At 40.7% G+C, this 24,940-nt stretch carries 17 protein-coding genes, 4 tRNA genes and 1 riboswitch; of the genes, 12 read left to right on the top strand and 9 right to left on the bottom strand.

All coding sequences use genetic code 11. The features are described 5' to 3' along the window. Positions 1-111: 111 nt before the first annotated feature. The 6 genes from metF to murQ all read right to left on the bottom strand — a co-directional run bounded on the left by metF (position 112) and on the right by murQ (position 8,264). Positions 112-1,068, bottom strand: a complete 957-nt coding sequence (metF, locus tag EZ444_RS21040; protein ID WP_131611119.1) for a methylenetetrahydrofolate reductase [NAD(P)H] — start codon at positions 1,066-1,068, stop codon at positions 112-114. Positions 1,069-1,207: 139 nt separating this feature from the next. After that, complete coding sequence (gene metH / locus EZ444_RS21035) at positions 1,208-4,867, bottom strand: methionine synthase (RefSeq protein ID WP_131611118.1); 3,660 nt, start codon at positions 4,865-4,867, stop codon at positions 1,208-1,210. Between the two features lie 117 nt (positions 4,868-4,984). Beyond that, positions 4,985-5,094, bottom strand: a riboswitch (SAM riboswitch). A gap of 118 nt (positions 5,095-5,212) precedes the next feature. After that, positions 5,213-5,872 carry a hypothetical protein gene (locus tag EZ444_RS21030; protein WP_131611117.1) on the bottom strand — a complete coding sequence of 220 codons (660 nt, stop codon included), beginning with the start codon at positions 5,870-5,872 and terminating at the stop codon, positions 5,213-5,215. Positions 5,873-6,057: 185 nt separating this feature from the next. Beyond that, entirely contained in the window at positions 6,058-6,810 is a 753-nt protein-coding gene (locus EZ444_RS21025; protein ID WP_131611116.1) for a Bax inhibitor-1/YccA family protein, read from the bottom strand. Positions 6,811-6,858: 48 nt separating this feature from the next. Beyond that, positions 6,859-7,431 (bottom strand): hypothetical protein, encoded by a 573-nt coding sequence (locus EZ444_RS21020; protein ID WP_131611115.1) that lies wholly within the window; start codon positions 7,429-7,431, stop codon positions 6,859-6,861. A gap of 14 nt (positions 7,432-7,445) precedes the next feature. After that, positions 7,446-8,264: an N-acetylmuramic acid 6-phosphate etherase gene (gene murQ, locus EZ444_RS21015; protein ID WP_131611114.1), complete on the bottom strand. Its 819-nt coding sequence runs from the start codon at positions 8,262-8,264 to the stop codon at positions 7,446-7,448. 263 nt (positions 8,265-8,527) lie between these two features. Here murQ and EZ444_RS21010 point away from each other — a divergent pair, with 263 nt between their 5' ends. Beyond that, positions 8,528-10,108 (top strand): S41 family peptidase, encoded by a 1,581-nt coding sequence (locus tag EZ444_RS21010; protein ID WP_131611113.1) that lies wholly within the window; start codon positions 8,528-8,530, stop codon positions 10,106-10,108. Between the two features lie 8 nt (positions 10,109-10,116). On the opposite strand, the gene der is transcribed toward EZ444_RS21010, so the two are convergent. Next, a complete protein-coding gene (gene der, locus EZ444_RS21005) occupies positions 10,117-11,418 on the bottom strand; it encodes a ribosome biogenesis GTPase Der (RefSeq protein ID WP_131611112.1) in 1,302 nt (433 codons plus the stop codon). A gap of 84 nt (positions 11,419-11,502) precedes the next feature. Further along, positions 11,503-12,390, bottom strand: coding sequence for a GTPase Era (era, locus tag EZ444_RS21000; protein ID WP_131611111.1), 888 nt, complete (start codon positions 12,388-12,390; stop codon positions 11,503-11,505). Between the two features lie 111 nt (positions 12,391-12,501). Here era and EZ444_RS20995 point away from each other — a divergent pair. The 7 genes from EZ444_RS20995 to cysC all read left to right on the top strand — a co-directional run bounded on the left by EZ444_RS20995 (position 12,502) and on the right by cysC (position 15,615). Then, positions 12,502-12,577: transfer RNA gene (locus EZ444_RS20995), tRNA-Met, on the top strand. 40 nt (positions 12,578-12,617) lie between these two features. Further along, positions 12,618-12,689, top strand: a tRNA-Glu gene (locus EZ444_RS20990). 73 nt (positions 12,690-12,762) lie between these two features. Further along, positions 12,763-12,838 (top strand) — tRNA-Met (locus EZ444_RS20985). A gap of 41 nt (positions 12,839-12,879) precedes the next feature. After that, a tRNA-Glu gene (locus EZ444_RS20980) sits at positions 12,880-12,951 on the top strand. A 193-nt stretch (positions 12,952-13,144) separates the two neighbouring features. Beyond that, a complete protein-coding gene (locus EZ444_RS20975; protein WP_131611110.1) occupies positions 13,145-14,095 on the top strand; it encodes a hypothetical protein in 951 nt (316 codons plus the stop codon). A 29-nt stretch (positions 14,096-14,124) separates the two neighbouring features. Continuing rightward, a complete protein-coding gene (locus tag EZ444_RS20970) occupies positions 14,125-15,078 on the top strand; it encodes a phytanoyl-CoA dioxygenase family protein (RefSeq protein WP_131611109.1) in 954 nt (317 codons plus the stop codon). Continuing rightward, a complete protein-coding gene (gene cysC / locus EZ444_RS20965; protein WP_131611108.1) occupies positions 15,079-15,615 on the top strand; it encodes an adenylyl-sulfate kinase in 537 nt (178 codons plus the stop codon). Here cysC and EZ444_RS20960 read toward each other — a convergent pair. Next, on the bottom strand, positions 15,599-16,543 hold the full coding sequence (locus EZ444_RS20960; protein WP_131611107.1) for a bifunctional UDP-sugar hydrolase/5'-nucleotidase: 945 nt from the start codon (positions 16,541-16,543) through the stop codon (positions 15,599-15,601). The two genes, cysC and EZ444_RS20960, sit on opposite strands and share 17 nt — an antisense overlap. A 127-nt stretch (positions 16,544-16,670) precedes the next feature. Between EZ444_RS20960 and EZ444_RS20955 the strand changes: the two genes are divergently transcribed. The 4 genes from EZ444_RS20955 (at position 16,671) to EZ444_RS20940 (ending at position 24,940) form a co-directional block, all read left to right on the top strand. Continuing rightward, on the top strand, positions 16,671-17,609 hold the full coding sequence (locus EZ444_RS20955; RefSeq protein WP_131611106.1) for a methionyl-tRNA formyltransferase: 939 nt from the start codon (positions 16,671-16,673) through the stop codon (positions 17,607-17,609). Between the two features lie 33 nt (positions 17,610-17,642). Continuing rightward, a complete protein-coding gene (locus EZ444_RS20950) occupies positions 17,643-18,200 on the top strand; it encodes a phage tail protein (RefSeq protein ID WP_205945318.1) in 558 nt (185 codons plus the stop codon). Between the two features lie 86 nt (positions 18,201-18,286). Beyond that, the gene (locus EZ444_RS20945; protein WP_165503681.1) at positions 18,287-24,073 is read left to right on the top strand and encodes an MBG domain-containing protein; all 5,787 of its coding nucleotides are present in this window, start codon (positions 18,287-18,289) and stop codon (positions 24,071-24,073) included. A 144-nt stretch (positions 24,074-24,217) separates the two neighbouring features. Then, positions 24,218-24,940, top strand: a complete 723-nt coding sequence (locus EZ444_RS20940) for an aspartyl/asparaginyl beta-hydroxylase domain-containing protein (RefSeq protein WP_131611103.1) — start codon at positions 24,218-24,220, stop codon at positions 24,938-24,940.

The raw sequence follows: 24,940 nt of genomic DNA, 5'->3' as shown, positions 1-24,940 counted from the left end.
AAGAGTATTCCAAAAAACAGGGAAAGGCTTTTTTATAGGCTCCAGCGAAACTATCATCCTGAATTGGTTCAGAAACTCAGGATAATAGTATACACTGTTTTTGTATATAATTTAAAAGACTGCGCGTGCAATTCTTTTTGTAGGCTCAGGATTCCCCATTGTGTAGAAATGCAATACCGGTGCGCCCATTGCCTTAAGTTCATTACATTGGTTAATCATCCACTCAATACCCACTTCTTTTACCTCTTTTTCTGATTTGCAAGCTTGTACAGCTTCACTCAATTCCAAAGGAATGTCCAGATGAAATATTTTAGGTAAACTGATCAACTGTTTACTGCTGGTAATTGGTTTTAATCCCGGAATGATAGGTACATTAATTCCATTAGCCCTGCATTTATCAACAAATTCCTGATATTTATTATTGTCGAAGAACATCTGGGTTACAATAAAGTCAGCACCAGTGTCTACTTTGTGCTTCAGCCATTTGAAATCTGTATCCAGGTTAGGCGATTCAAAATGCTTTTCAGGGTAGCCAGCCACACCGATACAAAAATCTGTTTTTTCTGCACTTTCCATATCATCATGCAAGTACTTACCTTTATTCATATCTGCCACATGTTGGAGTAGTTCCGAAGCGTAAGCATGACCGTTAGGTGTAGGAATAAAGGCATTGTCACTTTTACGCGCATCACCTCTTAATACCAATACATTGTCGATACCCAAAAACTGAAGGTCGATCAAAGCATTTTCTGTTTCATCTTTGGTAAAACCGCCACAAATTAAATGAGGCACAGCATCAACTTTATACTTATTCATAATGGCAGCACAGGTTGCTACTGTGCTTGGACGTTTGCGGTAAGCCACTTTTTCCAATAAACCATTTGCATGTTGTTTATAAATATAGTCCTCGCGTAGATAGGTTACATCAATAAAAGGAGGGTTAAATTCCATTAAAGGATCTATCGCGTCAAATATTCCTTTGATACTTTGTCCTTTAATAGGCGGTAATAATTCAAATGAGAATAAGGTTTTACCCTTGGCATTATTTATATGATCTATAATTTTCATTAGTTTCCTTGGTTATGTCTAGTGTTTTTGTGGTTCATCACATACTGATTCATTTCAGCATCTCTCAGTAGCTACTTATCTTTCTCTTGCGAGATGCTGAAATAAATTCAGCATGACGAAGGAGAAAGGGAAAGGACTCTTAATACGCCAGGTTAGGACTCAGCCATCTTTCAACTTCTTCAAGTGGCATGTTTTTCCTTACTGCATAATCTTCAACCTGGTCTTTCGTAATTTTACCCAATCCAAAATATCTCGATTGTGGGTGAGCAAAATAAAACCCGCTTACTGCTGCAGTAGGGTACATGGCATAGCTTTCCGTTAAACGAAGGCCAATTTTAGCTTCAGCATCCAATAGTTCAAACAAAGTACCTTTTTCGGTATGTTCCGGACAAGCAGGGTAACCTGGCGCCGGACGAATACCTGAATATTCTTCTTTTATCAGCGCCTCGTTATCTAAAGTCTCATCCTTGGCATATCCCCAATAATCTTTTCTCACCAGTTCATGCATTCTTTCCGCAAATGCTTCTGCCAACCTATCGGCCAATGCTTTAGCCATAATACTGTTGTAATCATCATAAGCAGCTTCAAATTCAGCAACCAGCTCATCACAACCTATGCCGGTTGTTAAGGCAAAGCCGCCGAAATAATCAGGTACACCTATCTCTTTTTGGGCCACAAAATCCGAAAGTGCATAGTAAGGCTGATTGGCGGTTTTTTCTGCCTGCTGGCGTAAAGTATGGATCACCACCTCTTTACCTTCAACATCCAATACAATATCGTCACCCACAGCATTTGCTGGCCAGAAACCAATTACTGCTTTTGCAGTTAACAATTTCTCATCAACAATTCTTTTTAACAAGGCCTGTGCATCAGCAAATAATTTCTTGGCCTCATCACCTACAATTTTATCTTCCAGTATCCTAGGGTAGCTTCCGCGAAGTTCCCAGGTTTGGAAAAATGGCGTCCAGTCAATGTATGGTACCAGTTCTTCTAAAGGATAATTTTCAAATACCTGGGTTCCTGTAAATTTAGGAGCAGGGGCCACTAGTGCCGGATCTATTTTAAAGTTATCCTTACGTGCTTCTTCAATGGTTTTAAAACGTTTGTCAGATCGCTTGTTTAAATGTGCTTCACGTGCTTTATCATACTCAGCCCTGATACCAGAGATATATTCATCTCTGGTGTCTTTATTCATCAATGTACTAGCAACAGTTACACTTCTCGAAGCATCTAAAACATGTATCGCCGGACCAGAATAGTTTGGTGCCACCTTTACGGCTGCATGGATCCGGGAAGTTGTCGCGCCACCAATCATCAATGGAATGGTAAAACCTTCACGTTCCATTTCTTTGGCAAAATGAACCATCTCATCCAATGAAGGGGTGATTAAGCCGCTTAGACCAATAATATCAGCATTTATTTCTTTGGCTTTTTTAATGATATCCTGTGCAGGCACCATTACACCCATATCTACAATTTCGAAGTTGTTGCAAGCTAAAACAACACCTACAATGTTTTTTCCGATGTCATGTACATCACCTTTTACGGTGGCCATTAATATCCGGCCTGCAGATGAGTTCTGGTCCTGATCAGGATTGTCTAATTTCTCCTGCTCAATAAAAGGCAGTAAATAAGCCACTGCTTTTTTCATTACACGGGCAGATTTTACAACCTGTGGTAAGAACATTTTTCCGGCACCAAAAAGGTCACCCACAATGTTCATTCCATCCATCAAAGGACCTTCAATTACTTGAATTGGCCTTGGATATTTCTGACGCGCTTCTTCCACATCGTCGTCCAGATACTCAATGATCCCTTTAACTAAAGCATGAGAAAGTCTTTCTTCAACTGGATTTTTACGCCATTCTTCATCTCTTACGATCTCTTTTCCTTTCGATTTGATAGTGTCTGCAAATTCAACCAATCTTTCTGTAGCGTCATCCCTACGGTTCAACAAAACATCTTCAACCAGTACAAGCAGCTCAGGTGGAATCTCCTGATAAACCTCTAGCATTCCGGCATTCACAATTCCCATATCCAGCCCAGCCTGAATGGCGTGGTATAAAAATGCAGAGTGCATCGCCTCTCTAACGGTATTATTTCCTCTAAAAGAGAAAGATATATTGGATACCCCACCACTCACTTTTGCGTAAGGCAGGTTTTCTTTAATCCAACGGGTAGCATTTATAAAATCTACCGCATAGTTATTGTGTTCCTCCAGACCGGTCGCAACCGTTAGGATGTTTGGATCAAAAATAATGTCTTGTGGTGGAAAGCCGATTTCATCTACTAAAATATCGTATGATCTTTTACAGATCTCTTTTCTTCTTTCAAAATTATCAGCCTGTCCCTGCTCATCAAAAGCCATTACTACTACGGCAGCACCGTAAGTCATAATTTTGCGGGCACTCTCTTTAAATTTCTCTTCTCCTTCTTTAAGCGAGATCGAGTTTACAATTCCTTTTCCCTGCAAGCATTTTAATCCAGCCTCAATTACAGTCCATTTCGAAGAATCGACCATGATTGGTAGTTTAGAAATGTCAGGTTCAGAAGCAATCAGGTTCAGGAATTTCGTCATCGAAGCTTCCGAATCGATCATCCCCTCATCCATGTTCACATCTATTACCTGTGCTCCACCTTCAACCTGTTGACGGGCAACGGTTAAGGCCGCTTCAAAATCTCCACCCAGAATTAGTTTAGAGAATTTTGGCGATCCGGTAATGTTGGTACGCTCACCAATGTTTACGAAAATGCTTTCAGGTGTAATGGTAACCGGCTCCAATCCACTTAAACGCATATAAGGTTTAATATGTGGGATTTTACGAGGGGCTACATTTTTTGCTTTCGCAGCAATACATCCGATATGATCTGGAGTAGTACCACAGCAGCCGCCAACTATGTTCACAAAGCCATGCTGGATAAAATCTCCTACCAGATGAGCCGTTTCGTGCGGCATTTCATCGTAGGCACCAAACTCGTTTGGCAACCCTGCATTTGGATAAGCCGAAACGTAACAAGGGGCTTTTGCCGAAAGTTCTTCAATGTGCGGTCTCATGTCTTTAGCCCCCAATGCACAGTTAAACCCGATGCTTAATGGGTTTGCGTGGATCACCGAATTTAGGAATGCTTCAGCGGTTTGTCCGCTTAAAGTTCTTCCCGAGGCGTCGGTAATCGTGCCTGAGATCATGATCTCTATTTTACGGCCAATTTCTGTCTCATACTTTTTAATAGAAGATATGGCAGCTTTGGCATTTAAAGTATCAAAAATGGTTTCAATTAACAGTAGATCCGCGCCTCCATCAACCAATCCGCGAACCTGCTGATCATAAGCATCAACCAGCTCATCGAAGGTAATGGCCCTAAAACCAGGATCATTTACATCTGGAGAGATAGACAAGGTTCTGTTGGTTGGCCCTACAGCCCCGGCAACAAAACATTTACGGTCGGGGTTGGCCGCCATAAATTCATTTGCCGCTTCTTTAGCAATTTTAGCGCCTTCAAAGCTCATCTCATAATCCAGCTCTTCCATCTGGTAATCAGCCAGTGAAATACGCTGTGTGCTAAAAGTGTTGGTCTCAATGATATCAGTACCGGCCTTTAGGTATTCGGTATGTATCGCTTTAATGATGTCGGGACGGGTTAAGTTTAGTAAGTCGTTGTTCCCTTTTACATCACATGGGTGATTTTTGAAGCGCTCGCCTCTAAAATCTTCTTCAGTCAAAACGTATCGCTGTATCATAGTGCCCATCGCACCATCAATAATTAGGATCCGTTTTTCTAATTCTTCTCTAATGTTCATTTAACAAAAAATCATATGAGTAGGTAATAAGCTATTTTTGATAGAGGCGAAAGCCTAAACAAGTGCCGAACTCATTACATACAAAGCTTATTCGGAATTCAGGTGTTGTACGAATTCAACTTATCTTTCCGGAATCAATGGTTCGGTTCCAGTAGAATTTAGCACCTTGTAAGCACAGGTTGCCAAGACTTCGCAGGGTCTAATCCCTCCGTCTTTCTCTATAAGCCTTACAAAGGTGCAACAAAGAAAAATCATTTCCAAAAAAACAGAGGGTAAAGCATATAAAATTGTATGAATCCTTCTGTTTGTTGTTGGAAATAGAATTATATTCTGTATTTCAGTAGTTTATTTAAGATTATTGTTGTTGTGGTACTTAGCTTTGGTAACGTACAATGCCTGCGTATTTCCTCTGATAGATCTTATTTTTCCGTGCTTTTCTTCATCCTCCTTATACCATGTAATTTGAACCGGACCAATTGATTTCAGGCTTTCTTGGATCTCGCCCCTGTCAAATACATTATTGTACTTGATAGAGATGTCGCCAATTGATTTAAACGTGCCCTTAGGTTCACGCATATCAAATACGTTATTGTAATTGATGGCCATTTTTCCAATAGATTTTAAGCTGCCTTTTGAGTCATGCATATCAAACGTGCCGTAATAGTCAAATGCGATTCCATCTATTGATTTGATCTTTCCAGCCTTAATTTTATCAAAATTATCATAGTAGGTAACTTTTAAATTTCCTAGGTTTTTTAAGCCCCGTACAGGGTTATCCTCAAAGTCATCCCATTGGTTTGGTCTGCTTCTTTTTAAAGGTTCAATAAAGGCAATTTCTCCTTTAGGGCTAATGCCGATAATGAAAGTGTTATAAGTTAGTTCAATTTCTTGTACTCCCTTTTTATAATCTTCGATTGTGAATTTGGCGCTAAGAAATTCTTGGGCTTTGCCTGCCAAGCCAATGCATAGCATTAAGCTTAGGATAAGTAGTTTTTTGTAGTTCATTTGTGTAGGTGTGTTTTGTGGCAGTACCTAACACTGCCGGTGCTAATGTAATCGTTTTTTATATTGTGAAGTATTCGCTAGTGTAATTATTTAGCTAGATAGTGCAGGAGGAGCACCTAAAAAGATGATAACAACGAAGCCCCCTGATTTTAGGTCAGAGGGCTTCGTTGTTATGTAAAGAAGTATTATCTTCTGTCTCCGAATATTCTTAGCAAGTAAATGAAGATGTTTAAGAAGTCAAGATAAAGTGACAAAGCACCCATGATGGCCAATTTCTTAGTATCAGCATCTTGCATCTGTGCACCACTTTCTTCTAAACCAGCACCTATTCTTTTCAGTTTTTGAACGTCGTAAGCAGTTAAGGCCGTAAAGATAGCGATACCGATAAAGGCCATGAACAAGCTAAAGTTTGCACTTTGAATGAACATATTTATCACACTGGCAATCACTAAGCCTACTACACCGATCATTAAGATTGGGCCAAACTTACTTAAATCCACATTGGTGGTATAGCCCATTACAGCCATGATACCAAAGATACCGGCAGCACCAATAAAGCAGCTCAATACTGAACCAGAGGTGTATGCTAGTAGAATAAAGCTTAAGCTTACCCCTGTTAATACAGAATAAAGGATGAAAACACCTACTAATGCCCCAAAAGAAAGCCGGTTAAGGCCAGCGCTCATCAATAAAACCAATCCAAGTGGTGAAAGCATTGCTACCCAACCTAACATACCCATTTTACCAGTTTCCTGATTGATCAGGTAAGTCATCATTTCAGGTGTACTCGACATATAGTAAGCTGCGAAGCTTGATAAGCTTAATGCCACAAACATCCATAAGAACACATTAGCAAAGAATTTCTTAGCCACTCCAGCCGTTGTCTTTTCTACAAAAACAGATTGTTGTGACCAGTCGTAATTATTTTTGTTATCCATTTGTTTTAAATTTATTTAAAGGTACTAATTGTTTCTATCATACAAAAGCTATGCCCCAAGCCTTTTTGTCAGGGTTTCTTCAACTTTTTTAAAGAATTGAAGTGGTTTTAAGGTGCGCCATGCCAAATCGTCAAGCTGTCCACCAAAGTTAATGTAGTAATCAATGTTGCTACTTTTGAACTCGTTGATGACGTGCTGTTGGAAGTTAATCCCAGTAATCCAGCCCTCTTCAACTTCCTGAAACCACTCTTCATAATAGCTATCTTCGTCAGCAGAGTGGTAATTCAACACGTTTTCACCAATAAGGATGAATTTGTTGATGCCTTCATCCATCATCAGTTCCAGAATTTCACGTTTTAAAAGCATAATGTCGTTGCCAATAGCATCGTTCCACTCGCCCATAAACTCAATGATCGCGAAGTTTCTATCATAGTCCACATACAATACTTTCAGGTATAAAGTACCCGATCCAAAATCATCCCATTGTGGATGAATGAGGTAGTTGTATAGCTGCTTGTCAAAATAAAACTCTGAATACTCTGTGTTGTAAAACGGCGAACGCTCATCCTCTGCTGCTATATAATCATCCCTCCAAAGATAATAAGGTTCTATTTCGTGCATATGCTTGTTTGCAGTTATTTGTTATCATTTGCTCTACTGGCTTCGACAGCCTTGCGAACGCTTCCGTATCGCAATAGTAAATCTGCGGCATGGTCGTAATCGATGTGTAATTCGTCCATTACCATTTGCGTACCCCTGTCAACCAGTTTATGATTGGTTAACTGCATATCCACCATTTTATTGCCCTTTACCCGGCCTAATCTGATCATTACAGTGGTACTCAGCATATTTAAAACTAGTTTTTGTGCTGTGCCAGATTTCATACGTGTTGATCCAGTTAAAAATTCCGGTCCAACGACTACTTCTACTGGGAAATCGCTTTCGGCAGCGATAGGGCCACCTTCATTACATACGATACATCCGGTAAGGATTCCTTTGCTGCGAGCCGTGTTTAATCCTGATACAACATAAGGTGTAGTGCCCGAAGCTGCCAGTCCTATCAATGAATCTTTAGCATTGATGTTGTACTCTTGAAGGTCTATCCATGCCTGATTCACATCATCCTCCGCGTTTTCAACAGCTTTTCTAATGGCCGTATCGCCACCAGCAATAATGCCAACTACCCAGTCAAAAGGAACGCCAAATGTTGGTGGACATTCTGATGCATCAACCACACCTAAACGGCCGCTTGTACCCGCTCCAATGTAAAATAATCTACCCCCATCAGCCATTCGCTCTGCTACTGCAGTTGCTAATTTCTCTATTTGCGGGATCGCTTTTTCTACAGATTGTGGAACAAGTTTATCTTCTTCGTTAATGCCTTTCAGAATTTCAAGTACCGACATTTGGTCGATATCATGGTACTTTGACTCTTGCTCGGTTACTCTTATCATATTTTCTCTATGTATTTTTATCTCGTTTTATGGCTATACTCAGCCATCCATTCTATTTTACTCGTAATTGTATTGAAAGGATAGATTTATAAAATTCGTTATTTTCTTGTTAAACAAGAAATTTAAGCGCAAAAACCATATAATTTATACCTAATTCTGAACCTTCTGTAATAATTCCATCAAAAAGCTAAACAATTGCAAATGAACATAGTTTAATTTATTATTTGACTGGGTAATTTTATAACTTTACGCAGCGTTTATCTATGAAAAAGAATACCCATTTTAATGTCTTAATCGCCCTTACTTATTCGGTTACGTTAATCGTAGGAATGTTTATGGGCTATAAATTTTTGAAGGATCAGGGGTATCAGTTTCAAAAGCCAGTAACGTTTGCCAATAACAATACTGAAAAGGTAGATGAAATCATTCATATCATCAATAAAAACTATGTTGATGAAGTTAACGCCGACTCATTAAATCACTTACCTATCGATAGTTTGCTGCATCAGCTGGATCCGCATAGTATGTACCTTCCTGCAGTTGAAGCTAATGAATTGACTGAAGCCTTAGAGGGAAATTTTGAGGGGATCGGTATTGAATATTATATTCTGAACGATACTTTGCTGGTCACCAATGTGGTAAAAGATGGTCCCGCTTTTAATGCTGGGATTAAGCAAGGGGATAAAATCCTGAAAATAGATACAGTTATGGTGAGTGGTAAAGCCTTGCCAAGGGAACAGATGATTGGACGGATCAGGGGTAAAAAGGGCACTGCTGTGAAGTTGACTATCGTTCATCCTAAAGATACGCAGCAGGTGGTTTTTTTTGTTAACCGCAGCCGTGTAAAAGTAAGTAGTATCGATGCTGCCTATCTGTTAAACCCCGAAACGGCGTATATCAGGATCAGTAAGTTCGGAGCAGATACAGACAAAGATTTTATAGAAGCTATAAAAACGCTGAAGTCAAAAGGTATGAAAAAGCTGATTCTTGACTTGCGAGATAATGGAGGTGGTTACCTGAGTGCTGCTACTGGTTTGGCCAACCAAATTTTGCAAGAGAACAAGCTGATCGTATATACAGAAGGAAAACACGAACCTCGTACAGACTATACCACTTCGGGTGGGGGAGAGTTTGAACAAGGTAAGCTAGCTGTCCTGATTAATGAGAACTCGGCTTCTGCGAGCGAGATTCTTGCGGGTGCGGTACAGGACTGGGGTAGAGGGGTGATCATCGGTCGCCGATCTTTTGGTAAAGGGCTAGTGCAGGAACAATTTCCTTTTGGTGATGGCTCTGCTTTAAACCTGACCATTGCGCGCTATTATACGCCTTTGGGTAGGAGTATCCAGAAATCGTATAAAAAAGGCTATACGGCCTATAAGAATGAAATTGACGACCGTTTTAACGATGGTGAGCTGACTACCGATAATATATATAGTGCAAAAGATACGGTAAAGAGTAAAAACCTTACCAGAGGGGGGATTCAGCCTGATATTTATGTAAAGCTAGATACCATGGGGTATAATAGGTTTTACAGTAAGCTGATTTCTAAAAAGATATTGTTTGATTTTGTGTATGATGTGCTGGCCAATAGGTATAATGCGAGTTACTTAGATCAAAATATGTCTGCATTCTCCATCAGTGATCTCGACTATAAGGACTTAGTAAAGTATATCCAGAACAGGGACGTTGTGATTGATCAGAAGCAGTTGAGTGCTTCAAAAGCACTCATTTGTAATGAAATCAAACTGCTTTTATACAAGTATCACTTAGGGGATGCCGGTTATTATAGGGCATTAAACCTAAGTGATCCTATGGTTAAGCAAGCTGTGACCAGCTTGCAGTAAAACTCTTTTTATTTCTGTCTGAAATAGATTTGAATTGGCACTCCGCTAAAATCAAAGTTCTCACGTAGCTTATTCTCAATGAAACGTTTATACGGTTCTTTAATGTATTGAGGAAGGTTACAGAAGAAGGCGAACATCGGAGATGTACCATTGATCTGAGTGATGTATTTGATTTTAATGTATTTTCCTTTCAATGCAGGAGGTGGATATTTTTCTATGATTGGCAACATCACATCATTTAATTTTGATGTAGGGACTTTCTTCCCTCTGTTTTTAAATACCTCAAGCGCTGCTTCAATAGCCTGGAATATACGTTGTTTGTTGACAACTGAAGTGAAGATGATAGGGACATCAGTAAACGGTTGTAGTTTTTGGCGAATCTGATCTTCAAAAACATTTACGGTTTTGCTGTTCTTCTCTACTAAATCCCATTTGTTAACCAGGATAACGATACCTTTTTTGTTTTTCTCTGCCAGGTGGAAAATGTTCACATCCTGCGATTCCAAACCATCCATGGCATCAATCATCAATACCACTACATCGGCTTCTTCGATCGCTTTAATGGTACGCATTACCGAGTAAAATTCTATGTTTTCTTTTACTTTGGTTTTTTTACGTAAACCTGCAGTATCAATAAACATAAATTCGTGACCGAATTGATTGTAGTGGATATGGATCGAATCCCTTGTAGTACCTGCAATAGGGGTTACAATATTTCTTTCTTTACCAATTAGTGCGTTGATTAAAGAGGATTTACCAACATTTGGTCTTCCTACAATAGTCAGCTTAGGTAATGCATTCTCTTCCTCAGGGAGATCTTCGAAGTGTTTGATCACCTCATCTAATAAATCTCCTGTTCCTGATCCTGTCATAGAGGATATCGGGTGGATCTCTCCAAGACCGAAACTATAAAATACAGCAGCTTCATTTTGTAGTTGGGTATTGTCTACCTTATTTACAACAATGAATACTGGTTTTTTACTGCGTCTCAGCAATTGAGCAATCTCATCATCCAGATCGGTAATGCCTGTAGTCACATCAACCATAAACAAAAGCACAGTGGCTTCTTCTATGGCAATAACTACTTGCTCGCGGATGGCAGCTTCAAATACATCTTCCGAATTGGCTACATAACCGCCAGTATCGATCACTGTAAATTGTTTATCTGTCCACTCTGCTGATCCATAATGACGATCGCGCGTTACCCCGCTGAAATCATCAACAATAGCTTTACGACTCTCAGTTAAGCGGTTAAAAAGGGTAGATTTGCCTACGTTAGGTCTTCCGACAATTGCAATAATGTTTGCCATGGGTGTTTTATACGAATATTTTAAAAGCCACAAAGATACACAATCCTGTGGATATGACTGATTTTAGTTTTTTGTTATGAAATCTTAGTCGTAACCGAAGCTTTTGAGGTAGTTCTTTTTACTGCGCCAATCTGGGATTACCTTTACAAAAGTTTCCAGGAAAACTTTCTGATCCAGGAACTTCTCGATGTCTTTACGAGCCTCCATACCTACTTTTTTAAGCATTGTACCACCTGTTCCGATCAGAATGTTCTTTTGCGAATCGCGTTCAACTACAATCTCGGCGGTGATGCGCACCATTGGTCCATTTTTACTTTGTTCTTCTTTAAAGGCAGTAACGATAACCTCAGTACTGTATGGGATTTCTTTTTTATAATTGAAGAATATTTTCTCTCTTATAATTTCCGAAACAAAGAAGCGCTGGCTACGGTCCGTTAATTCTTCCTTATCATAATAAGCTGGATGCTCGGGGATATAGTCCAATATCATCGGCAAAATACCTTCCAGGTTATACTTATGCAGGGCTGAGATCGCGTATATATGTTTAGGGTTTAACTTTTCCTGCCAGTAAGCGAATTTCTCATCTACTTGTTCTTGTGTAGAGTTATCAATTTTATTTAAAAGCACCACCAATGGGATTTCGGTATTGATGATTTTTTCAAGCACATCATTTTCATCATGTTGCTCATTGATGTCGGTTACAAAAAGAATTAAATCGGCATCAGTCAATGCTCCTTTTACTGAACTCATCATAGAATCTTGTAAACCATACAGCGGTTTTATGATGCCGGGCGTGTCCGAAAAAACAATTTGGTAGCTTTCTTCGTTCACAATTCCTAAAATGCGGTGACGGGTAGTCTGTGCTTTTGGAGTAATGATAGAAAGCTTTTCGCCCACTAGGGCATTCATTAGGGTTGATTTGCCCACATTGGGCTTACCTATTATACTTACAAAACCTGCTTTATGCGACATGAAAATATTTTTTAAAATAAATTTGCATTGCAAAGGAACGAATTATATCTTTGCATTCCAATTCGGAGGAAGAGTTAAGGATTTAACAAACACTAAAGAAATTGTATATAGTGCGGGGTGGAGCAGTTGGTAGCTCGTCGGGCTCATAACCCGAAGGTCATCAGTTCGAGTCTGGTCCCCGCTACCAAAAGGTTCGCAGCTTTAATAAAGCTGAGGCAATCTTAAATGGCCCGTTCGTCTAGGGGTGAGGACGCCAGATTTTCATTCTGGAAACAGGGGTTCGATTCCCCTACGGGCTACGGAAGCCAATTGCCGAGTTAAACGGTTTTAAGAGGCAAAAGCATTTACAAACGGAGTTTTGTAAACATATAGTGCGGGGTGGAGCAGTTGGTAGCTCGTCGGGCTCATAACCCGAAGGTCATCAGTTCGAGTCTGGTCCCCGCTACCAAAAGTAAGGCATAAGCAGCAATGTGAGTCGCTTTACTAAATGGCCCGCTCGTCTACCGGTTAGGACGCCAGATTTTCATTCTGGAAATAGGGGTTCGATTCCCCTGCGGGCTACATAAAAGTTAAAAAGTTGGTTTAAGGCAATATGCTGGAAGCCAACTTTTTTTCGTTTACGGACATTTTGAATGGAAGGCTATCTACAATAACGTTTTTTTTTATCTTTGGTTACACCTTTGGTATAAATAAGATTCGATTTTAAATATGATGAAAAAATCCAGCAGTCTGAAAAGTATGAATTTATCATCCTATGAATAAAGATCACCCTTTAAAAAACTGGGTTCCATATCAGTTGCTATTTGATGAGCTTGAGGGCTGGAAAGTAACCTGGATGGATTTGCAGGATAGAAAAATTGCTGAGCCCTTTTTTGATGAAACAATCATGAAGTGCAGAAGTATGAGGGCGCAAAAAACAATGCTTAAGAGTTTTAGTTCTCCAGATTTTATGAAAGAAGTAGCTGAAAATATCCCACATTTAAAACCAAATGCCTTTATTTTTCATGTATCGAGATGTGGTTCTACTTTAGTTACGCAGGCTTTTTGCGAAATGGATGAAAATATTGTCATTGCGGAGGCTCCTTTGCTAGACGAGATCCTGAGGGCTTCAGAAAAGAACGATAGCTTGCCAACCGAAAAGAAAGAAGCCTGGTTTAAGGCAGCATTAAATTTAATGGGGCAGCACAGAAATTCGAAAGAAACGGGCTATATCATTAAATTAGATAGCTGGCACCTTCACTTTTATGAATTGTTAAGAAGCTGGTTTCCGGATACGCCCTTTTTTTTCTTATCCCGTAGGCCCGATGAGGTCCTTGCCTCACACGAAAAACGACGTGGTATACATACAGTGCCTGGGATGGTCAACAAAGATTTGCTCAAAATTGATGCTTCAAAAGAATATGGAGGTGATTTTAACAGTTATACTGCTGATGTTTTGGAGCATTTTTTTCTGCAAATGCAGTATATACAACGGTTGGGGCATCCAAAAAATGCTTTTACCGATTATGGGGATGGAGTATTTAAAATGCTGACAGAATTTTCAGCATTTGCAGGTATTTCAATTCATAATCCTGAACGAATTTATAACCGTCTGAATTATCATAGTAAAGCAGGCCAGGAACTTTTTAAAAAGGATAAGGCGGCTGAGATTCGTCATTATTATCATCATTGTATGGAGGCATACCTTCAATTTAAAAAATATTAGTACAATTAATTAGAGTTAAGCATAGTAAAATGATAAACTGCAACTTTAGCAAACTGTTATACGAGACACATCAGATCAGGAAATCAGGGGTTCGGAATTTAGCGGATTCAGATTTTGACCATATCGAGACAATATGGTTGGGCATTTACGGACTTGGGAAATTTGAAACTTACTTTTTTCTATATTCCGAATGCAGGGATTTTGAACATTTTATAGATTGGGTTACTCTGTTGAAGGGACAGGATTTTGTAAATCGTGCGGATGAGCAATTTAAAAAATGGCAAAACCTTGAGAAGGGCCCTGAAACAACTGAAGTTTTGTCTTCTAATGTGCTGAGTGCAGAACAAGTTAAATTTTGGGAAGAAAATGGCTATTTAAGGATACCTAAAGTTGTTGACGGAGCAAGTTGTGATGCAGTGAAGCATAGAATTTGCCGGTATCTGAACCTTCATCTCGAATTTCCTGAAACCTGGTATATTCCCCATCCGGATTGGCAGGGGATTATGCTTCAGCTATATCAGAACGAAGAGATGGAGGTCATCAGGCAAGACCCACACATCTTTGATATATTTGCAGCTCTTTATAAAAGCACTAAAATTATTCCGAACACGGAGAAACTAGGTTATAACCCGCCCGAAACGCAGAGCTGGGCATTTAGGCATGGTAATTTACATTGGGATTTGGATTTGTCCCTTCCTGTTACACCGCACATTCAAGCCCTGGTTTATTTGGATGATGTCCCTGTTGAAAGAGGGCCATTGCATTTGGTTCCCGGCTTTAACAATAAGTTTAAAGACTGGATAAGGGATTTTTCTTCTTTAGATAGGGCACATGAGTACATGCGGATAACAGAGCGGTCGGTGCCTGTTCCTGGTGAAAAGGGAGATCTAATCCTTTGGCAGAATACTATTCCTCATGCTGCGGGCAAAAACCAATCGGACCTGCCAAGATTTGTTCAATATATCAGTTTTACAAAAATCTAGATGGGTGTAATTGTTCAGTTTTGCGGTCTTTCGGGATCTGGAAAGACTACCCTGGCAAATGCCGTATTCCATCAATTTGAAAAGGAGGGACTAAAGGTAATGGTTCTGGATGGGGATCATTATCGGCTGACTTTGTGCAAAGATCTTGGTTTTAGTAAAGCTGACCGACTTGAAAACGTAAGACGGATTGCAGCAGAGGCGGAAAAACTAAGGTCGCAATATGATGTGCTGATCCTTTCCATAATCAATCCTTTTGAAATAGGACGTAACCATATCCGTTTAACTCATCAGGCAGAAGTGGTATGGATAAAGTGCGAGCTTGAAACACTAATAAAAAGAGATACAAAAGGACTTTACTACAAAGCAATGCTGCCGGATAAACATCTGGAAAAAATTTACAACCTTACTGGGGTAAATGATACTTTTGATGCCCCCGATAAGGCTGCACTCGTTATAGAAACAACCAGATCTTCACCGAAAGTGTGTCTTGATCAGCTAACGTTCTTTTTAAAACAGTGCATCAGACAGCCGCGGTAAGCAGTTGAAATACCTCATGTTTTTGCTTTAAGCTAGCATATTGGGACATGCCTGAAATACTATATTTGTGTTTTAAGCTTCTAATTGTATTAAACTGATTAAACTCGTAGGTTAATTCACCGACGGTTTTTCCTTTTGAACCTGCCTGGCTAACGAGTACGTCATATTTCTTCTGATTTTTTACCACGTAGGCATTCTTTATAACTTTTCCCGGCTCTCCACCAATGATTAAATCGATGTATTCTGAGGCTTCAGCTAATTTCTTATCATTGTATGTTTTTGTATTTTTGCTAAACTGTGTTAGACAAATAACAAAATCACATTTTAAATCTCTTTTTAGTTTTTTGGCGATTTGATTTACTGCCTGAAAAGGTTCACTTATTTGAACACCGGCAATAGGAGAGCAATTACCAACCCCAGTAATTCCAATTTTAATTTTTCCGGAATTCAGTATTATATATGGTTTTATACGTGAAGATAATGTTGTATGACTAAAATTATAATTGCAGTTAACCAGTTCGAAATTTAAAGCAGGTAAAATTGCAGCGAGTTGTTCCTGGCCCATAGATAGCTCATTTTTGCCAATCGTTGTCGCCCGGTATCCCATTTTATTCATCAACCTGATCACTTCGAAATGATCCTCTGTTTGGCCCCCCTCCTGAAGAAAGTTTCCTGAATCGAGTATTAAATGGCTGATATCGCGTCTAATGAAAAGTTGATTTACCTTTTTTAATCCTCCAAAGGGTCCGGCAACAGGATTAAGAGAACCTGATAAACCGGAGGTATGTAAAATGGAAAGGGCATTGCTAGCTAAAGTTCCATTTAATTCCTTGCTGAAAGCGGCTATGCTATCCACTGAGCTACCCAATAATATGGAGCCCGCAAGAATTGATGAGTTTTTTAAAAATGACCTTCGTTTTGATACCATGGGAATAATTTTTATAAAAACGAAAGTTATAAAAAAACATCGAACGAAATAAATTTTTTTTTATTGTGGATGTTTATTTTTTTTTCTCTACGTTTATGTCATAATCATCTATCTATCGTCTTAATTAATGAAAATTCTCATATTCGCTAACAGCTCTCTGTTTGTTAAAACAGTGACAGGTATATTAGATCATATTCAAGTTGTTGGAATTATTATTCCTGATACTTCTAATAATGATTTATTAAGTACAGTTGAATATGTGGAAGCACAGCAAATTCCTTTATTGAAAGTAAGTGCTGCTGATCTAAAAAAAGGTCGGGAAGTAAATTCCTGGATTTTGGAGACTGGTTGCAATGCTGCGCTAGTCATGACTTTTCCTTTTAAAATTCCTGAAAGTATCCTAAATATTCCGGAGAAAGGTGTATTTAATGTGCATTATAGTATGCTGCCAGCCTACAAAGGTCCTGATCCTGTATTCTGGCAATTAAAAAATGGTCTAAAGGAGATTGGCTTGAGCATACACAAAATGACCGATGTACTTGATGAGGGCCCCTTGGTTTTCAGGAAAGCAATGGTTTTGATGCCAGGAGAGAATTATGGACTTGCAGCTGTCCGATTGACATTACTGTTGTCACAGAACCTTGATGAAATATTTCAGAACATTTTGGCGGAAAAATATATTGCAGCAGAATCTGAGATCCAAACTAGTTATTTTAAGCGTCCGCAAGTTGATGATCTCACAATTAACTGGGAACAACAGTCGGCGGTAGAGATTGAAAATTTGGTGAATGCTGCAAATCCCAGGTATAACGGTGCTATTAGCTATTTGAACGAACAGCCGGTTCGAATTCTGGAAGTTTCTGGGGTAGATGGAAAGTTTGAGCCTGGTACTGTTGTTCCCGGAACAGTTTTTCATGTTGACCCACATCACGGACCAATGGTTCTTACTGCGGATAAGCAACTGTTGCTATTCAATATTGTGGAGACTGAGAATGGCATTTTTAGCGGAAAAAAATGGTGTGCAATGGGATTAAAGCAAGGTGATAGGTTCCTGAATTTAAATTAGTAAACAGAAAATATAAATTAAATAAAAAAAATTATGGAAGATTTTATAGGTGTGGTAAAGGTTTTTGCGGGAAGTTTTGCACCAAGAGGTTGGCAGTTGTGTAATGGACAGATTATTGGTATTGCGCAGAACTCAGCACTTTTTTCGATTCTTGGTACCACGTACGGTGGGAATGGTCAAACAACCTTTGCGTTGCCGGATCTACGTGGTAGAGTAGCGGTTGGGTGGGGACAGGGGCCAGGGCTGTCAAATTATACATTAGGAGAGGTGACAGGTACTGAAAGTGTATCAATTTTGACCACTAACATGCCTTCACATAACCATACTGCTACTTCTACTTTAAATGTCAACAATACGGGGACACCTGCAGCGATTCCTTCTGCTACGACTTCAATAGGGCTGGCTAAAGATATTAATACGGATAATGTTACAATGTATGCTACTGGTGCTCCTAATGTTGCGCTTGCTCCATCATCTGTTACAACAACTGTTGGGCTTACTGGGGGTAATCAGCCAATTTCTATTTTGCAACCTGTGCTTGCACTGACTTACATCATTTGTATGGAAGGCTATTTTCCGTCAAGGAATTAATTTAAAATAGGCTTATTACGAGTAGGTATTCACCTGCTCGTAATAAGCCGTACCTGTGAATGCGCTTTTCATCTAAAGATACTGCTATGAAAAATATTACTAAACTGTTCCTGTTCTGCTTTTTGTTCCTGTTTGGCTTTAAAAGTACGGCACAAATAGCCGCTGGGGATATTGCCATTATTGGTTATAATGCCAGCACGACCACAACGGCCGAATTGGCTATTGTTACCCTTGCTACAATCCCATCAGGACAGGTGATTTATATCACGGATAGAGGCTGGGGACCTTCTGCTTTTGACGTGTCCAATACTGTGGCAGAAGGTTTGATTACCTGGACAACTAACGCTATAATCCCTGCAGGAACAGTAATTAATACTACCATTCTTCCTGGTGGCTCACCAACTGCACCTGGTTTGAATGCCTATGGTACAACTAGTGTTACGGGATGGTCAAGTTTGGTTACTGCAAGTGGTGGGGATAATTGGTTTATCTATACGGGGTCGGTAGCTAGTCCATCCTTCATTTATGCCTTTTCCAATTGGTCTACTAATAGCCCTAATGGACAGGCAACTGCTTCAGGATCATGGCAAAGTGCAGGCGCAGTAACGGCTACGTCCTCTTATCTCCCCCCTCTTTTAGCAGCGGGGAATTTTTCTACAGCATTTACAGGGAGTACACTTCACGGTGATTTTATTATCTATACTGGTGATATTATAGGTACTAAGGATCAGCTATTGGCCGATCTAGCTGGGATAACCAACTGGTCGCACAATGAGACCACACCCGTTGTGTTGACTCCTGGCGATCCGACAGGAGGTTTCCCAGGTACTCAACCCATTTTTCAACTTCCGCCTGCAGTTACAAACGTAACCGCTTCAACTGCCAATGGCTCTTATAAAATGGGCGCTACGGTGTCTATACAGATTACTTTCTCCACTGAGGTTAATGTGACAGGGACGCCTACCCTTGCACTAAACAGTGGCGCTACTGCAAATTATGCATCAGGCAACACCACCAATACACTTACTTTTACTTATAGTGTGGGCGCTGGTCAGAATAGTGCCGACCTCGATTATGCCGATATAACTTCTTTGGCTTTAAACGGCGGAACCATGAAAGATGGTACAGGAAATGATGCCGTACTTACTTTAGCTGCACCAGGGACTGCAGGATCATTGGGCGCGAATAAAGCTATCGTTATTGATAACTTGGCACCAAATGCACCATCAGCCCTAGTATTGGCAACAGCCAGCAACAGTGGCACTTCCAACACAGACAATATAACCAATGTAACTACACCTGTGATTACAGGGACAGCAGAAGCAGGTGCTACAATTACTTTATATGATACTGATGGTACAACTGTACTGAATACAGGAACGGCTACCGGAGGGAACTGGTCAGTTACTTTGCCGGCGCTAACAGCCGCTGTACATGACATAAGAGCGAGAGCGACAGATGCAGCAGGAAATGTGGGTGTACTTTCGAGTCCGCTGAGTATCACCATTGACACCACTTCACCTACCTTGGCAATTACCAGTAATGTACCGCAATTGAAAGTCGGCGAAACCGCCACCATCACTTTTACTTTTTCTGAAGATCCATCTACCAGCTTTACATGGAATGGAACAACAGGTGACGTGGTGGTTATCGGTGGTACTTTAGGAGCCATTTCTGGTACAGGTTCAACCCGAACGGCAACTTTTACCCCAGCAGCAAGTACCAATAACGGAACGGCTAGTATTACTGTTGCAGCAGCGGCCTATACCGACATCGCAGGAAACAACGGAGGCGCAGGAACAACCCCAACACTTACTTTTGACACCCAGGTTCCGGCAGCACCATCCACTCCAGTATTGGCAACAGCCAGTGATAGTGGTACTTCTCCAACAGATAAAATAACCAATGTTACTACACCTGTTATTACAGGCACAGCCGAGACTGGTGCTACGGTAACTTTATATGATACTGACGGTACAACTGTACTCGGTACAGCTGTAGCTACTGGTGGTAACTGGTCAATTACCAGTTCAACGCTTTTAGCCAACCCACATACCCTTACTGCAAAAGCTACAGATGGGGCAGGTAATGTGGGGGGAGCTTCTACAGGCTTAGCCATTACCATTGATACGACTTCGCCAACAATGTCCATTACTAGTAATGTTGCGACCTTGAAAGCAGGCGAAACTGCAACAATCACTTTTACCTTTACTGAAGATCCGGGTGCGACATTTACCTGGAACGGAACAACAGGGGATGTGCTGGTTACTGGCGGTACTTTAGCTGCGATTTCGGGTACAGGTTTAACCCGTACGGCAACCTTTACCCCGGCCCTGGCGACCAATAGCGGAACTGGCAGTATTACTGTTGCAGCAAGTACTTATACCGATGTTGCAGGAAATAATGGTGGTGCAGGAACCACACCGACTCTTACTTTTGATAGCCAGGCTCCAGCAATTCCTGTTGGTTTAGCTGCAACATCAGGCGATACACAGGTGGTATTGAACTGGACAGCCAATACAGATACCGATCTGGCGAAATACAGGATTTTATCCGGAACAAGCCCTAATCCGACAACTACGCTGACGGAGATCACTGCCGGAACCACAACTTATACCAACACTGGATTGATCAATGGTACTACTTATTATTACCAGATTCTGGCCATTGATCAGGCAGGTAATATTGGGACAGTAAGTGCTGATGTTAGCGCAGTTCCAAAAGGAAACCAAACGATTACTTTTAATGCAATTGGCACCAGGACTTACGGAGATGCGGCTTTTGCTTTGGGCAATGCTACTTCTTCAGCAGGTTTAACTGTGGCTTATACGGCTACTGATCCTTCAGTAGTGAGTATTGCAGGGAATATGGCAACGATATTGAAAGCCGGAAGTACAGTGATTACCGCAACACAGACAGGTAGCGGAAGTTTTAATGCAGCAACGCCTGTTGTACAGACTTTAACCGCGGATACAAAAATATTGACCATTGTTAACACCAGTCGTTCCAAAGTATATGGTGATGTGTTAACGAATACTGACTTTACAGGAAGTATCACTGGTATTGTAAACGGTGACAACATTACCTTAACCAGAAGTAGTACAGGAGCAGGGGCGACTGCAACTACAGCAACTACATATCCTATCGTAGCTACTTTAGCGGATCCGGGGAATAAATTAACCAATTATACGGTTAGCAATCCGGATGGTACATTAACTGTTACACAAAAAACACTAACCATTACGGCGGCTGCAAGAAGCAAAAGCTATGGTGATGCGGTTACTTTTGCTGGTACAGAATTTACCCCAGTAGGATTGATCAACGGCAATACCGTTACTTTAGTAACTTTGACCAGTACAGGCGCTGCAGCAACAGCTACAGTAGCCGGTTCAACTTATCCGATTATAGCTTCGGCGCCAATCGGTACCGGTCTGGATAACTATGCCATCGCCTATGTAAATGGTGCCTTAACAGTTAGCCAGAAAGCTTTAGTGGTTGTTAACGTGGATCGTTCGAAGGCGTACGGGGATGTGTTGACAAATACCGATTTTACAGGAAGTATTACCGGTATCCAGAATGGTGATAACATTACCTTAACCCGGAGTAGTACAGGTGCAGTGGCAGCAGCGACTAGTGGAAGTACTTATCCTATTATAGCTACCCTGGCCGATCCGGATAGTAAATTAAGCAATTATGCAGTCAGCAATCCGAATGGTACCTTAACAGTAACGCAAAAAGCACTGACCATTACAGCTAATGCAAGAACGAAAACTTATGGTGATGTGGTTGCTTTTGCCGGTACAGAATTTACACCGGTGGGATTGATCAATGGCAATACGGTTGCTTCGGTAACTTTGAACAGTACTGGAGCCGCAGGAACAGCTACAGTGGCGGGTTCAACTTATCCGATTGTAGCTTCAGCAGCGACGGGTACGGGCTTAAACAACTATGCCATTACGTATTTAGACGGTGCTTTGACGGTTAACCAGAAAACATTGACAATTGTCAACACTGACCGTTCTAAAGCATATGGTGATGTATTGACCAATGTTGACTTTGTAGGAAGCATCAGCGGTATTGTCAACGGAGATAACATCACTTTAATCCGGAACAGTACAGGTGCAGTAGCAGCAGCTACTACCAGTAGTACTTACCCAATTGTGGCTACTTTAGTAGATCCTGGTAGCAAGCTGAGCAATTATGCAGTTAGTAATCCGAATGGTACATTAACGGTTAGCCAAAAAGCACTAACTATTACTGCTTCGGCAAGAACCAAAACTTATGGTGATGCCGTTACATTTGCCGGTACGGAATTTACATCGGTGGGATTGATCAATGGCAATACGGTTGCTTCGGTAACTTTGAACAGTACTGGAGCCGCAGGAACAGCTACAGTGGCGGGTTCAACCTATCCGATTGTGGCCTCGGCAGCAACTGGTGTAGATTTAAGTAATTATAACATCACTTATGTGAATGGTACCTTAACTGTTGTTAGAAAAGCCCTGACCATTACTGCTGATCCTAAGGAGAAATTCGCAGGTACAGCAAATCCGGTGTTAACAGCGAGTTACACTGGACTTGCAAACGGGGAAACTAGTGCTGTGTTAACTACTCAGCCAACTTTCACGACGTCTGCGGTTACAAATAGTCCGATTGGAGATTATCCGATCACGGTTAGCGGAGCAGCAGCAGTGAACTATACCATCAGCTATGTGGCTGGTAACCTGAAAGTAAAACCAGGTGCGCCTACCAGCATCACCCTTGCAGGTGTGACCCTTTATGAAAATAGTGTGGCGGGTACCAATGCCGGTACTTTGAGCAGTACTTCGGATGACCCTTCTGCCACCTTCACTTATACGCTGGTTGCAGGTACAGGTGATACTGATAATGCATTGTTTGCCATTGCAGGAAATAAGATCAATACGGCATCGGTACTTAATTTTGAGACCAAAGCCAGTTACAGTGTGCTGGTGAGAAGCACCACACAATATGGTTTGAGTCTGGATAAAGTGCTGAACATTGCTTTAAGTGATGTGAATGAAATCCCGACATTGGCAGCAATCAGCAACCAGACCATCTGTTTTACTACAACAGGACAAACAGTAGCTTTAACTGGCATCAGTGCTGGTCCTGAAACGGCACAAACTACAGCTTTAACGGTGAGCAGCAATAATCCTAACCTGTTTGAAGGCTTAGGAGTTACCGGCAGCGGAGCTACTGCAACGGTTAACTACCGGATTAAAGCTGGAGCCATAGCCGGAACAGCCACTGTAACGGTAACGGTGAAAGACAATGGCGGTACAGCCAATGGTGGCGTGGATACCTACAGCAGAACATTTACCATCACCGTAAATGCTTTACCTGTAATTTCTATCAACAGTGATAAAGGCATACAGATCAGTAAAGGAGAGCGGGTGTTACTAACCGCAACCGGAGGAACCAGCTATGCCTGGGCAGCCAACAGCAGCATTAATGGCGCACTGAATTCGGCGACAATTGAGGTAAGACCAAGAGAAACCACTACCTATACGGTAACTGTGACCAATGCGAGTGGCTGTTCGGAAAGCAAAACCTTTACATTAACCGTGTTGGAAGATTACGAGAAAGTAAAAGCGATCAATATCCTGTCTCCAAATGGTGACGGTTATAATGATAAGTGGTTGATTGAAAATATCGATTTTTATCCGAACAATGAGGTGAAAATCTTTGACCGAAGCGGTCGTTTGATATACAGTAAAAAAGGGTATGACAACAGCTGGGAAGGTACACTGAATGGCTTACCGTTGGCAGAAGGTACTTATTACTATCTCATAAACTTTGGTACCGACAAGCGCGCAATAAAAGGCTATATTACCATTACAAAGTCGAATTAAATCTGGTAATATTTAAGATTAAAAAAAACAGATGAAATTCAAATCAAGAACTATAGTACTGATTGGCATAACGGCAATCAGTACTATAGTAAACCTGCGTAAGTAATAGAATAGATTGATCAGTATGAGTTAATTATTATCCTAATGGACAAAGAACCAATTAAACAGCTGAAACTACCCTTTGAATTTAAGGTTTCATTATTGCAGGCAGATATGCAACGTATTCAGGATAGTGCTTGGGTTGCTCATTATAATAAAGCAGATTACGACGGGGCCTGGAGAAGTCTGGCTTTATTCTCAAAAGACGGAACATCCGCATCGATTTATGCCTCGATGGATAGCAATTCTATTTTAAAGGCTACAGAAATCATGGATGTATGTCTCTACATACCGAAAGTTCTCGACGCTTTTAAATTTGAAAAGTTCGCAGTGAGATTGATGCGCCTGGATGCCGGAGCAGTAATTAAACCACATAGGGATAATGCTTTGGGCTACGAGAATGGTGAATTCCGCTTACATATTCCGATTGTAACCAACCCTAATGTCAATTTTGTATTAGCTGGAGAACGGGTTATTATGAATGAAGGAACCTGTTGGTACATCAATGCCAACGAAGAACATGCTGTGACTAATAATGGGACAACGGATAGAATTCATCTTGTCATAGATGGAAAAAGAAATGAATGGACGGACGGAATATTTTTTGCTCTCGCACCAGAAAGTTCGTTTCAACAAGCCGAAAAGAAGATGTCTTTAAGAGACCAGGAACTAATGATTGCAGAGCTACAACGGATGAATACACCCGTTGCCCATTCTATTATTGAACAGCTTAAAAATTCTATGAATTCAATAAAAGAAAAGCGTTGA

Source organism: Pedobacter hiemivivus, assembly GCF_004331685.1.
GTDB classification, from domain to species: Bacteria; Bacteroidota; Bacteroidia; order Sphingobacteriales; family Sphingobacteriaceae; genus Pedobacter; species Pedobacter hiemivivus.
The sequence above is the reverse complement of the archived record's forward strand: the minus strand, read 5'-3'. Positions and strand labels throughout refer to the sequence as shown.

Coding starts and splice junctions, on each gene's coding strand:
- metF (WP_131611119.1), bottom strand. CDS start 1,068: ATGAAAATTATAGATCATATAAATAATGCCAAGGGTAAAACCTTATTC.
- metH (WP_131611118.1), bottom strand. CDS start 4,867: ATGAACATTAGAGAAGAATTAGAAAAACGGATCCTAATTATTGATGGT.
- EZ444_RS21030 (WP_131611117.1), bottom strand. CDS start 5,872: ATGAACTACAAAAAACTACTTATCCTAAGCTTAATGCTATGCATTGGC.
- EZ444_RS21025 (WP_131611116.1), bottom strand. CDS start 6,810: ATGGATAACAAAAATAATTACGACTGGTCACAACAATCTGTTTTTGTA.
- EZ444_RS21020 (WP_131611115.1), bottom strand. CDS start 7,431: ATGCACGAAATAGAACCTTATTATCTTTGGAGGGATGATTATATAGCA.
- murQ (WP_131611114.1), bottom strand. CDS start 8,264: ATGATAAGAGTAACCGAGCAAGAGTCAAAGTACCATGATATCGACCAA.
- EZ444_RS21010 (WP_131611113.1), top strand. CDS start 8,528: ATGAAAAAGAATACCCATTTTAATGTCTTAATCGCCCTTACTTATTCG.
- der (WP_131611112.1), bottom strand. CDS start 11,418: ATGGCAAACATTATTGCAATTGTCGGAAGACCTAACGTAGGCAAATCT.
- era (WP_131611111.1), bottom strand. CDS start 12,390: ATGTCGCATAAAGCAGGTTTTGTAAGTATAATAGGTAAGCCCAATGTG.
- EZ444_RS20975 (WP_131611110.1), top strand. CDS start 13,145: ATGAATAAAGATCACCCTTTAAAAAACTGGGTTCCATATCAGTTGCTA.
- EZ444_RS20970 (WP_131611109.1), top strand. CDS start 14,125: ATGATAAACTGCAACTTTAGCAAACTGTTATACGAGACACATCAGATC.
- cysC (WP_131611108.1), top strand. CDS start 15,079: ATGGGTGTAATTGTTCAGTTTTGCGGTCTTTCGGGATCTGGAAAGACT.
- EZ444_RS20960 (WP_131611107.1), bottom strand. CDS start 16,543: ATGGTATCAAAACGAAGGTCATTTTTAAAAAACTCATCAATTCTTGCG.
- EZ444_RS20955 (WP_131611106.1), top strand. CDS start 16,671: ATGAAAATTCTCATATTCGCTAACAGCTCTCTGTTTGTTAAAACAGTG.
- EZ444_RS20950 (WP_205945318.1), top strand. CDS start 17,643: ATGGAAGATTTTATAGGTGTGGTAAAGGTTTTTGCGGGAAGTTTTGCA.
- EZ444_RS20945 (WP_165503681.1), top strand. CDS start 18,287: ATGAAAAATATTACTAAACTGTTCCTGTTCTGCTTTTTGTTCCTGTTT.
- EZ444_RS20940 (WP_131611103.1), top strand. CDS start 24,218: ATGGACAAAGAACCAATTAAACAGCTGAAACTACCCTTTGAATTTAAG.